7 protein-coding genes are annotated in these 11,754 nt (G+C 62.0%); 2 read left to right on the top strand and 5 right to left on the bottom strand.

All coding sequences use genetic code 11. The features are described from left to right. Nucleotides 1–42: 42 nt before the first annotated feature. The 5 genes from glpD to malT form a co-directional block, all read right to left on the bottom strand. Nucleotides 43–1,551 (bottom strand): glycerol-3-phosphate dehydrogenase, encoded by a 1,509-nt coding sequence (gene glpD, locus BVU99_RS05095; protein ID WP_043138961.1) that lies wholly within the window; start codon nucleotides 1,549–1,551, stop codon nucleotides 43–45. A gap of 246 nt (nucleotides 1,552–1,797) precedes the next feature. Further along, the gene (locus BVU99_RS05090; protein WP_004930797.1) at nucleotides 1,798–2,556 is read right to left on the bottom strand and encodes a DeoR/GlpR family transcriptional regulator; all 759 of its coding nucleotides are present in this window, start codon (nucleotides 2,554–2,556) and stop codon (nucleotides 1,798–1,800) included. 50 nt (nucleotides 2,557–2,606) lie between these two features. Beyond that, the gene (gene glpG, locus BVU99_RS05085) at nucleotides 2,607–3,443 is read right to left on the bottom strand and encodes a rhomboid family intramembrane serine protease GlpG (RefSeq protein ID WP_043138958.1); all 837 of its coding nucleotides are present in this window, start codon (nucleotides 3,441–3,443) and stop codon (nucleotides 2,607–2,609) included. Between the two features lie 171 nt (nucleotides 3,444–3,614). Beyond that, the gene (gene glpE, locus BVU99_RS05080; protein ID WP_004930790.1) at nucleotides 3,615–3,941 is read right to left on the bottom strand and encodes a thiosulfate sulfurtransferase GlpE; all 327 of its coding nucleotides are present in this window, start codon (nucleotides 3,939–3,941) and stop codon (nucleotides 3,615–3,617) included. An 82-nt stretch (nucleotides 3,942–4,023) separates the two neighbouring features. Continuing rightward, nucleotides 4,024–6,738 carry an HTH-type transcriptional regulator MalT gene (malT, locus tag BVU99_RS05075; RefSeq protein WP_099817014.1) on the bottom strand — a complete coding sequence of 905 codons (2,715 nt, stop codon included), beginning with the start codon at nucleotides 6,736–6,738 and terminating at the stop codon, nucleotides 4,024–4,026. Between the two features lie 460 nt (nucleotides 6,739–7,198). Between malT and malP the strand changes: the two genes are divergently transcribed. After that, complete coding sequence (gene malP, locus BVU99_RS05070) at nucleotides 7,199–9,604, top strand: maltodextrin phosphorylase (RefSeq protein WP_099817013.1); 2,406 nt, start codon at nucleotides 7,199–7,201, stop codon at nucleotides 9,602–9,604. Nucleotides 9,605–9,613: 9 nt separating this feature from the next. After that, nucleotides 9,614–11,704, top strand: a complete 2,091-nt coding sequence (gene malQ, locus BVU99_RS05065) for a 4-alpha-glucanotransferase (protein ID WP_099817012.1) — start codon at nucleotides 9,614–9,616, stop codon at nucleotides 11,702–11,704. The last annotated feature ends 50 nt before the right edge of the window (nucleotides 11,705–11,754 follow it).

The following is an 11,754-nucleotide window of genomic DNA, read 5'->3' as shown; positions in this document are numbered from 1 at the left end:
GCAAAGGGCCGGATAACCGGCCCTTTTTCGTTACGCTGCGGCTCAGGAAGCCAGAGACAGCGCTTTCGTTTTCGCGTGTTCTGCCAGCCAGGCTTTCACTCGCGCCTGCTGCGCCTCGTCCAGCCACATACCCAGCTTGGTACGGCGCCAGATGGCGTCGGCCAGTTCTACGACCCACTCTTTCTCGGTCAGGTAGCGCAGCTCGGCTTCATACAGACCGTGGCCGAAATCTTCGCCCAGATCGGCGAGGCCGTTGGCGCCGGCCAGGATCAGCTCGCTCTGGCTGCCGTAGGTGCGGGCATAGCGGCGCGCGAGAGCTTCCGGCAACCAGCCGTGCGCACGGCGCAGTTTGGCCGCGTAGCCGTCGCGGTCGCCGTCGATGTCACCGCCCGGCAGCGTGGCGTTTTTGGTCCACGCCGGGCCGCAGCCTGGGTAGTAGTGGGCCAGTTTTTCCATCGCATGCTCGGCCAGCTTGCGGTAGGTGGTCAGCTTGCCGCCGAAGACCGACAGCAGCGGCGCTTTGCCCTGCTCATCGTGCACGTCCAGCGTGTAATCGCGGGTGATCGCCTGCGGTGAATCGGACTCGTCGTCGCACAGCGGACGCACGCCGGAGTAAGTCCAGACGATGTCGTCGCGGCCCAGCTGCTTCTTGAAGTGATCGTTGTACACTTTCAGCAGATAAGCGATTTCGTTCTCGTCGATCTTCACGTCCTTCGGATCGCCTTTGTACTCCACGTCGGTGGTGCCGATGATGGAGAACTCGTCATTCCACGGGATCACGAACACGATGCGGTGGTCTTCGTTCTGCAGAATGTAAGACTGCGGCTGATCGTGCACGCGCGGCACCACGATGTGGCTGCCTTTGATCAGACGGATGCCGTAAGGTGATTTCAGCTTCAGGCCGTCGTCGAAGAAGTTTTTCACCCACGGGCCGGTGGCGTTCACCAGGCCTTTGGCGCGCCAGGTGAAGGTTTTGCCGCTGTCGATATCGACCGCTTCCACCATCCACAGGCCGTTTTCACGCCATGCGCGGGTCACTTTGGTGCGGGTGCGCACTTCGCCGCCGCGTTTTTCCACTTCCTGCGCGTTCAGCACCACCAGGCGAGCATCGTCAACCCAGCAGTCGGAATATTCGAAACCGCGCTTCAGTTCAGGCTTCAGCACCGACTCTGGTCCAAAGCGCAACCCCTTGCTGCCCGGCAGGCTGGTGCGTTTGCCCAAGTGATCGTACAGGAACAGGCCGATACGGATCATCCAGGCCGGACGCAGGTGCGGCTGGTGCGGCAGGCGGAAACGCATCGGGAACGCGATGTGCGGTGCCAGCTTCAGCAGCACTTCACGCTCGGCCAGCGCTTCGCTCACCAGACGGAATTCGTAGTGTTCCAGGTAGCGCAGGCCACCGTGGATCAGTTTGGAACTGGCGGAAGACGTAGCACAGGCCAAGTCTTGCGCTTCCAGTAGCAGTACCGACAGCCCGCGCCCGGCAGCATCCGCCGCGATGCCGGCACCGTTGATGCCGCCACCGATAACGATCAAGTCTTTGGTTTCCACGTCATCTTCCTCCAGATGTTCGAAATAGCTCTTTCATGTTCGTTTTCGCTCATGATTGTAATCAAAAACCAACAAGCAAGCCAAGACTTAACCAAACAAAAACATTTAGGCGTGATAGAGGTAACAGTTTGGTGATGATAGTCACATAAATGATGTGGATATGGCGCGAGCGCGCAAACGGCTGTCGATGAAGAGGGCGGGGAGTAGGAAACGGGGCGGCGGCGCGCCCCGCAGGTTAACAGCGGATCAGCACAGCTCCAGTTGCACGTCGTACTGCTCGATGATTTTCATCACGCTCGGCGGCGGCAGCTGGTCGGTAAACAGGTAGTCGATCAGGTTCATGTTGCCCAGGTTGACCATGGCGTTGCGGCCGAATTTAGAGTGGTCGGTGACCAGCATCACGCAGCGGGAATTTTCGATAATCGCGCGTTTGGTGCGCACTTCGTGATAGTCGAATTCGAGCAGCGAGCCGTCCATATCGATGCCGCTGATGCCGAGAATGCCGTAATCGAGGCGGAATTGAGAGATAAAGTCCAGGGTGGCTTCGCCCATGATGCCGCCGTCACGGGTGCGCACTTCGCCGCCGGCCAGGATCAGGCGGAAGTCTTCCTTGGCGGTCAGCAGGGTGGCGACGTTGAGGTTGTTGGTGACCACGCGCAGGTTCTTGTGGTTCATCAGCGCATGGGCCACCGCTTCCGGCGTGGTGCCGATATCGATGAACAGCGTGGCGCCGTCCGGGATCTGGCTGGCGACGCGCTGCGCGATGCGGGCTTTCTCTTCCGACCACATCACCTTGCGATCGTTATAGGCAGCGTTGACCGAGCTGGAAGGCAGCGCCGCGCCGCCGTGGTGACGCTGGATCTTGTTCTGGTCGGCCAGGTCATTCAAATCGCGGCGAATCGTTTGCGGGCTGACGTCAAAATGTTCCACCAGCTCTTCCGTGCTGACGTAACCCTGCAGGCGCACCAGCTCGATAATTGCGTCATGACGCTGTGTTTGCTTCACGATAATCCCCTAAAACGCCCGCCATGCCCGCTGGGCACAGCTCCCGGCTGTTATTGTTCGTTGTGTGCGCGATGACGCGTATCCCAAAATGCCATCAATAACCCTAACACTAAACCGGCTACGTGTGCCGCGTTGGCGATCGACATTCCTAAAATATCGAAATATCCGGCCACCAGCCACAGCACCGAGAACACCATCAGGCCGCGCGGCAGCATCAGGCCGCGCTCCGGCGCCCGTTCCCCCGTCAGCCACACATAGCCCATCAGCGCATAGACCACGCCGGAAAGTCCGCCGAACAACGCGCCGCTGAACAGCGATTGCGCCCAGCCGCTGAAGAAGGCCGACACCACCGCCAGCACGAACAGCTTGCCGGCGCCGAGGCGTTTTTCCATCTGGCCGCCGAGATACCACCACCACATCAGGTTAAACAGGATATGCAGCAGGGAGAAGTGCAGGAACGCATGGCTGACCCAGCGCCACAGCTGCGTGTATTGGCTGCTGTCTTGCGGCCAGGAGAGCCAGTACATCACGGTATCGTCACCCAGCACCTGCATCAGGATGTAGACCGCGATGCACAGTACCATCACGCCGAGCGTCAGCGGCCCGGCCTTGCTGCGCAGGGTGTGCAGGTAGGATTCGCTCTGATAGTGCAGGCCGGCGTCGGTATGGCCGGTCTGCCAACTGGCGGCCTGATAACGGCGGTTGAGCGGATCGACCAGAAACTGCTGCAGCTCGTGTTGCACCTGCTCGAGGTGGCTGTCGTCGGCCAGCCAGATTTCCGCCGCCTCGCCGCTGTTGCGCAGCTCAAGCCGGATGCCCTGGGTCGCCATATAGTCGACAAAGGCCAGCGCCAAGCGCGGGTTGGATATGGCGATTACTCTAACCATTGCTCTTCCGTCGTAAGTGAATGATTTTGGCCGCGGCTTGCTCGCCGATGACCCTGACGGCCGATTATAACGTCGAAATCCTGAGCGCTGGCAAACGGATCTGCGAAAAACCCGCGAAAACGCGCATAAAATCGAAGGGAAAGCCCGCCGATGCGCAGCGGGCGGCGGGGATCAGGCAGAGGTTTCCACGTCTTGCGGGTACTGGCGGGCCCAGGCTTCGAAACCGCCGTCGATGCTGTAGACCGCGTCGAACCCCTGGTGCAGCAGGTATTGCGCCGCGCTGCGGCTGCTGTTGCCGTGGTAGCACATCACCATCACCGGCCGCTCGAAGTCGTTTTGCTGCATAAAGGCCGACAGGGTGGCGTTGGTGAGGTGAAAGGCGCCCGGCGTATGCCCGGCTTCAAAACTTTGCGGATCGCGGATGTCGACCAGGGCGGCGCTGCCCTCTTTCCAGCGGGTGTACGCCTGCTCAACGTTGATCGCTTCGAACTGTTCCATACTGCTGACTGCCTCGTTATTGGGGGACGCCGCTATTGTAACCAACTCGGCGGCGTTTAAGACCAGAGGGATATCAGGGTTTTTACGCGCCGTACCCCATCATCTTCAACAGCTGCTGCGCCTGCTGCACCGCCTCCTGGCGATGGGCCACGCCCAGTTTCTGATACAGGTTGCGGATGTGCGTCTTGATGGTGGTGGCCGCCACGTCCAGCTCGCCGGCGATCTGGTCGTTGCTGTAGCCGGAATAGATCAGCCCCAGCACCTGCCATTCACGCTGGGTGAGCGGGCTGGTGCGGATCAGCTCCGGCACCTGCGGGTGGGTCAGCAGCTTATCGACGAAGTTCTCGTCAAAATGCGCGAATTTGTGCCGATGGTGCTGGTTGATGTCGCGCAGGATGCGCTGGGCGCGATGCTGCTCCAGCTCCGGCAACGTGTTGAGCTGGATCAGCTGGCGCAGCTGCTGCGCCATCGCTTCGCCCTCGATGACGAAATGGCTGATAAAGCCGGTGCGGTTAGCCAGCGACAGCGCTTCGATCAGCGCCTGCTGCGCTTCACCCTTGCGCTCCTGCAGCCAGTAGAGCTGGTTGCTGAGCAGCAGGTTGCGGTTGAGATCGCTCACCAGCCGCAGGCGGCGGGCGTTCTCGTTCAGTTCATCCAGCACCACCCCGGCCTCTTCGTACTGGCCGAGCAGGATCTGCACCCGCGCGATGTTGCGCCATTGGCCCTGCGTGAAGTGGTTGTCCGCCATACCGGGTTTTTCGGTGTGGCGCAGCCACTGGGCGGCGGCGGCGGTGTCGCCGGTCATCTGCCAGTGGATCACCCGCGATTTGTCGGTGTTGGTCAGCCAGTCGCGATGATAATGAGCGCCGTGCAGCAGGGCTTCGCACCGCTGCAGATGGGTATTGGCGTTGTCCAGATCGCCGCGCGCCAGCGAGCATTTTGCTAACATGGCGATGCACTGCAGCTGCTGTTGCGGTTGGTAGTTCGCCAGAATTTTCAGCCCGGCGCGCGCCGCGTCTTCCGCTTCGTCCAGCCGTGACCACGACCACAGGATCTGCGCGCGAATGCGCAGCAGGAATTCGTGCATCGGCAGCTGTTCCAGGTGCTGTTCGCGGATCAGTTCGAAGGCCTTATCCTGGGTTTCGTAAGCGGCCTGCAGGTAGCCTTGGGCGATAAGAATTTCGCTCTGCTGCAGCAGCGCCCAGAGCGCGTAATGGTTGGCCTGATGACGACGCGCCATCTGTTCGGTTTGCTGCATCATCGGCAGCGCGCGCGCCAGCTCGCCCTTGCAGTGGTGCACTTCGCCGGTCACCGAGGTGGCGACGATGCGGCTGTAGTAGCTGGACAGCGGCAGGAATTTCAACGCTTCGGTCGCCAGCCGCTCGGCTTCTTCCGGTTTGCCGGCGTTGATCGCCACCTGGGCGCGCAGGGCGTCGAACTCGGCGTGCAGCGTTTGGTCTATCTCGATTTTCTGCTCGCGCATGGTGCGCTCGGCGCGCTCCAGCAGGGTATTGACCTCGCTGTAGCGGTGCTGGCTCTGCGCCAGCCAGGCCTGCAGCAGCGCCAGCTTGGGGTTTTGGATCAGGCGCTCATACGGCAGCGCGTTGAGGCACTCCTCCAGCAGGGCCAGTTCGCTGTGGTGGAACAGCGACCAGGCGTGTTGCAGCAGGATATCGCGCAGCATGCTGACGTCGCTGGCCGCCAACGCGTGGTGAATGGCCTCCGCCGGATACCCCAGCGCCAGCCAGCCCTCGGCGGCGGCGCGGTGCAACCCCGGCAGCTCCAGCGCCAGTTCCCACTGGCAACGCTGGCGCAGGAAAGAGGCGAACAGCGGGTGGAAGTTGAACCATTCGCCGGTGTCGTCCATGCGGTGGATAAACAGCCCCTGGCGCTCCAGCTCCTCCAGCCGCTGCTGGCCGTTGTCTTCGCCGGTCAGTCGCACGATCAGCGCATCGTTCATCGAACGCAGCACCGAACAGCGCAGAAGGAAAGCGCGCGCATCGGCATCGACGTGGTCCAGCACTTCGTCTACCAGGTAGTCGCACAGGTGACTGGCGTTCAGCCCCGCCAGGCGCTTGGCCGACAGCTGAGCCGACGAGGCGGACTGGCGGGCCGACAGCGCGATCAGCTGCAGCGCGGTGGCCCAGCCTTCGACTTCGTCGCACAGGCGGCTGCTGTCCTGCTGTTCCATCGGCGCCGCCAGGCGGCAGTCGAAGAACTGTTTGGCTTCCTGGTGGGTGAACGCCAGCTGCTGCGTGCCCATTTCCAGCAGCTGATCGCGCACCCGCAGGTTGGCGATGCCGAGCGGCGGCAGGGTGCGCGAGAGCAGGATCAGCGTCAGGTTTTCCGGCTGATGGCGCAGGAAGAAGCGCATGGCTTCGTGGATGGCGTCGTTGGTGATCAGGTGGTAGTCGTCGATCACCAGGTACAGCGGCTGGTGCCAGTCGGCCAGCTCGATAAACAGCTGGGCGAACAACGCCGACAGGCTGGCGTACTGGTGTTTCTGGCTCAGCACCTCGCTCTTGACGCAGCGGCCGCCGCTGGCCTGCTGCAGCGCGGCGATCAGGTAGCTGGCGAAGCGCTCCGGCTGGTTGTCGCTCTCATCCAGCGAATACCAGCCCAGATCGGCCTTGCCGGCCGCCCATTGGGCGATCAGCGTGGTTTTCCCGTATCCCGCCGGGCAATTGACCAGTGTCAGGCGATAGTTGCCCGCGCTGGCCAGTTTGGCCAGCAGGCGATCGCGGATCACGGTATTTTGCAGCCGTACCGGGCGGCTCAGTTTTGATGGGATCAGCATAGTATTCCAGGGTATAAATCGCGGTTCCCGCCGGGATTGGAGTGGCGCTAATTATTTTATGGTTCGTAATTAATAGCTCCCCCTAACTTCTGCCAACCCTAAACGTATTGCAACAAGCTTCCGCATCGGCTTGGAGTTAAGTTGCTATTGATCACACTTTTTTACGTTTGGCGCCGGCGCGCGGCGATGCGGTCGCGGATCGCATTTCCGGCCATGGACAAAACTTCAGCAGCGCGAATACTTGTGCTAACGTCATGGTTAACGTTCTCAGTGCTCGCCGCACGCGTTGGCGGGCTTTTTTGCATCGTTGCAAGGGAGTCAAACAGTGCCTGAGATCACAATTCCAGCTACGCCCCAATCCTCCTCCCCAGCTAATCCCCAGGCGGGATGATGCCGTCAGGCTTTCTCACCGGCACGATAGCGGCAATTTGACCCACTTACTGGATAGAGAGTTTTCCTTATGTCACAGCCTACGCTCAAGAAGGATGCTTTTCTGGCGGCGCTCGCCCGTCAGTGGCAACGGTTCGGCCTCAGTTCCGCACAGCAGATGACGCAACATCAATGGTGGGAAGCCGTCAGTGCGGCGCTGGCCGAGCAGCTGGCCGCACAGCCAGCGCCGCGCAAAAGCGCCAAATCTCTGCGCCACGTGAACTACATCTCGATGGAGTTTCTGATCGGCCGGCTGACGGCGAACAACCTGATCAACCTGGGCTGGTACGACACCGTCGAGCAGGCGCTGGCCGAGCAGAACGTCAAGCTGGCGGATTTGCTGGAGCAGGAAACCGATCCGGCGCTGGGCAACGGCGGGCTGGGGCGTCTGGCGGCCTGTTTCCTCGACTCGATGGCAACGGTGGAGCAACCGGCCACCGGCTATGGGCTGAATTACCAGTACGGGCTGTTCCGCCAGTCGTTCCGCGAAGGGCAACAGCAAGAGGCGCCGGATAACTGGCAACGCGAGAGCTATCCGTGGTTCCGCCACAACGCCGCGCTGGCGGTGGACGTGGGCATCGGCGGCAAGCTGGAAAAGCAGGCCGACGGCCGCGAACGGTGGCGCCCGGCCTTCACCCTGCGCGGCGAAGCCTGGGATCTGCCGGTGCTGGGGTATCGCAACGGCGTGGCGCAGCCGCTGCGCCTGTGGCAGGCGACCCATCAGCATCCGTTCAACCTGGGCGATTTCAACGACGGCAAATTCTTGCAGGCGGAGAAGCAGGGCGTAGAAGCCGACAAGCTGACCAAGGTGCTTTACCCGAACGACAACCATCAGGCCGGCAAGCGCCTGCGCCTGATGCAGCAGTATTTCCAGTGCGCCTGCTCGGTGGCGGACATTTTGCGCAAGCACCATCAGGCCGGCCGCAAGATTGAAGAGCTGCCGAAGTACGAAGTGATCCAGCTGAACGACACCCACCCGACCATCGCCATTCCGGAAATGCTGCGCATTCTGCTGGACGAGCACCAGCTGGAGTGGGAGGCGGCCTGGGCGATCACCAGCAACACTTTCGCTTATACCAACCACACCCTGATGCCGGAAGCGCTGGAGTGCTGGGATGAAAAACTGGTGCGCAGCCTGCTGCCGCGCCATTTCTCCATCATCAAACAGATCAACGCCAGGTTTAAAAAATTGGTGGATAAGCACTGGCCGGGCGACGAGGCGGTGTGGGCCAAACTGGCGGTGCACCATGACAAGCAGGTGCGCATGGCCAACCTGTGCGTGGTCAGTGGCTTTGCGGTCAATGGCGTGGCGCAGCTGCATTCGGATCTGGTGGTGAAAGATCTGTTCCCGGAATATCACCAGCTGTGGCCGAACAAATTCCATAACGTCACCAACGGCATCACGCCGCGCCGCTGGCTGAAACAGTGCAACCCGGCGCTGTCGGGCCTGATCGACGAGACGCTGAAGGTGGAGTGGGCGAGCGATCTCGACGCGCTGCGCGGGCTGGAAAAATTCGCCGACGACGCGGCGTTCCGCCAGCGTTATCAGCAGATCAAACGCGACAACAAGGTGGCGCTGGCCCATTACGTACACGGCGTAATGGGGCTGACACTTGACCCGGACGCGATCTTCGACGTGCAGATCAAGCGTCTGCACGAGTACAAACGCCAGCACCTGAACCTGCTGCACATCCTGTCGCTGTATCGTCAGCTGCGCGACAACCCCAACCTGGACATCGTGCCGCGCGTCTTCCTGTTCGGCGCCAAGGCGGCGCCGGGCTACTACCTGGCGAAGAACATCATCTACGCCATCAATCAGGCGGCCGAGAAGATCAATAACGATCCGTTGGTGAAAGATCGCCTGAAAGTGGCGTTCATCCCTGACTACCGCGTGTCGGTGGCCGAACTGATGATCCCGGCGGCGGATATCTCCGAACAGATCTCCACCGCCGGCAAAGAGGCCTCCGGCACCGGCAACATGAAGCTGGCGTTGAACGGCGCGCTGACGGTCGGCACGCTGGACGGCGCCAACGTCGAAATCGCCGAGCAGGTGGGCGAAGACAATATCTTTATCTTCGGCAATACCGTGGAGCAGGTGAAGGCGATAGTGGCGAAGGGTTACGATCCGCTCAGCTACCGCAAGAAAGACAAGCACCTGAAGGCGATTCTGGACGAGCTGGCGAGCGGCACCTTCAGCCACGGCGACAAGCACGCGTTCGACATGATGCTGCACAGCCTGCTGGAAGGCGGCGATCCCTACCTGGTGCTGGCGGACTTTGCCTCGTACTGCCAGGCGCAGCGCCGGGTCGACGAGCTGTATCGCGATCGGGACGAATGGACGCGGCGGACTATCCTTAACACCGCGCGCGTCGGCATGTTCAGCTCGGATCGCTCGATCCGCGATTACCAGCAGCGTATCTGGCAAGCCAAACGTTAAGGAGAGCGAATGGATCGCAAGCGTATCGATCAGGCGGCAGCGCAGGCGGGGATCGCCGCCGATTTCATCAATGCCCACGGCAAGCGGCAGGCGATTGAACCGCAGACCAAGCGCAAGCTGCTGGCGGCCATGAACCGAACCGATGTCGAGCAGGAAGGAGCGGCGCCGCCGTTACCGGCGGTCAAGGTGTTCTATCAGGGCGCGCCGCTGGCGCTGACCCCGGCGGGCGAAGGCGAGTACCTGTGGGCGCTGCAACGTGAAGACGGCGAATGCCTGCAGGGGCGCATCGGCGCGCGCAAGACCCTGACGCTGCCCGGCGATCTGCCGGTGGGTTACCACCAATTGACGCTGAGCCAGGGCGAGCAGCAGTGGCCATGCCGGCTGATCGTCGCGCCGAGACGCTGCTTCGAGCCGGACGCCTTGCTGACCGGTAAGAAGCTGTGGGGCGCTTGCGTTCAGCTGTATACGCTGCGCTCCGATCGCAACTGGGGCATCGGCGATTTCGGCGATCTGCGTCTGATGGTGGAGCAGGTGGGGGAGCGCGGCGGCGCCTTCGTTGGCCTCAACCCGATCCATGCGCTGTATCCGGCTAATCCGGAGAGCGCCAGCCCTTACAGTCCCTCGTCGCGCCGCTGGCTGAATCTGGCGTATATCGACGTCAACGCGGTGGAGGATTTCCAGCGCAGCGATGCGGCGCAGCGCTGGTGGCAGAAGCCGGCGACGCAGAAGCAGCTGGCCAAGGCGCGCGCCGCGGAGTGGGTGGATTACACCGCCGTGATGCAGCTGAAGCTGGCGGCGCTGAAGCTGGCGTTTCCGCTGTTTCAGGCGCGCAAGCCAAACGACGGGCAGCGTCAGGCGTTCGAACAGTTCGTCAGCGAGGGCGGCGACAGCCTGTATCAGCAGGCGGCGTTCGACGCGCTGCATGCCCATCTGGCGGCCAAAGATGCCCACCAGTGGGGCTGGCCGGCCTGGCCAGAGCGCTATCGGCAGGGGCAGAGCGAAGCTGTGCGGCTGTTCTGCACCGAACATCAGGACGCGGTCCGCTTTTACCTGTGGCTGCAGTGGCTGGCGGCCACGCAGTTCGCGCAGTGTTTTGACCAGAGCCGGCAGCAGCAGATGCCGATTGGCCTGTATCGCGATCTGGCGGTCGGGGTGGCGGAAGGCGGGGCGGAAACCTGGTGTGACCGCGAACTGTACTGCCTGAAAGCGTCGGTCGGGGCACCGCCGGATATTCTGGGGCCTCTGGGGCAAAACTGGGGCCTGCCGCCGATGGATCCGCACGTGATGGCGGCACGCGGGTACCAGCCGTTTATCGATCTTTTGCGCGCCAACATGACCAACTGCGGCGCGCTGCGCATCGATCACGTCATGGCGCTGCTGCGGCTGTGGTGGATCCCGTATGGCGAAACCGCCGATCGCGGCGCCTACGTCAAATACCCGGTGGACGATCTGCTGGCGGTGTTGGCGCTGGAAAGCCAGCGCCACCGTTGCATGGTGATCGGCGAGGATCTCGGCACGGTGCCGGTGGAAATCGTCGGCAAGCTGCGCGACAGCGGCGTCTATTCCTACAAAGTGCTCTATTTCGAAAGCGACGGTGAACACCATTTCCGCGCGCCGCAGGCCTATCCGGTGCAGGCGATGGCGACCATCACCACCCATGATCTGCCGACGCTGCGCGGCTACTGGCAAAGCGACGATCTAACGCTCGGCAACCGGCTGGGTCTTTACCCGGACGCGGAGATCCTGCGGGCGCTGTTCGCCGATCGGGAACGCGCCAAGCAGGGGCTGCTGGATGGATTGCATCGTTATGGCTGCGTGCCGCAGAAGGTGGGCAAGAAGGCAGCGCTGCTCGGCATGAGCCCGCTGCTCAACCGCGGCCTACAGCGCTATGTCGCCGACAGCGCCAGCGCCTTGCTCGGCCTGCAGCCGGAAGACTGGCTGGATATGGCCGATCCGGTCAATATTCCCGGTACCAGCGATCAGTACCCTAACTGGCGGCGCAAGCTGACCCAGACGCTGGAGGAGATGTTTGCCGACCCGCACATAAACCGCTTACTGAAGGATTTGGACAAGCGGCGCCGCAAGGTGTCGGTGGGGTGACGATGAGGTGTCGTTGTATTAGGTCAAAGGACGAGAACTTTAGTCCCATC

Origin of the sequence: Serratia sp. OLAL2 (assembly GCF_002752475.1) — a bacterium.
GTDB classification, from domain to species: domain Bacteria; phylum Pseudomonadota; class Gammaproteobacteria; order Enterobacterales; family Enterobacteriaceae; genus Serratia; species Serratia bockelmannii.
The sequence above is the reverse complement of the archived record's forward strand: the minus strand, read 5'-3'. Positions and strand labels throughout refer to the sequence as shown.

Coding starts and splice junctions, on each gene's coding strand:
- glpE (WP_004930790.1), bottom strand. CDS start 3,941: ATGGAACAGTTCGAAGCGATCAACGTTGAGCAGGCGTACACCCGCTGG.
- malQ (WP_099817012.1), top strand. CDS start 9,614: ATGGATCGCAAGCGTATCGATCAGGCGGCAGCGCAGGCGGGGATCGCC.
- malP (WP_099817013.1), top strand. CDS start 7,199: ATGTCACAGCCTACGCTCAAGAAGGATGCTTTTCTGGCGGCGCTCGCC.
- malT (WP_099817014.1), bottom strand. CDS start 6,738: ATGCTGATCCCATCAAAACTGAGCCGCCCGGTACGGCTGCAAAATACC.
- glpG (WP_043138958.1), bottom strand. CDS start 3,443: ATGGTTAGAGTAATCGCCATATCCAACCCGCGCTTGGCGCTGGCCTTT.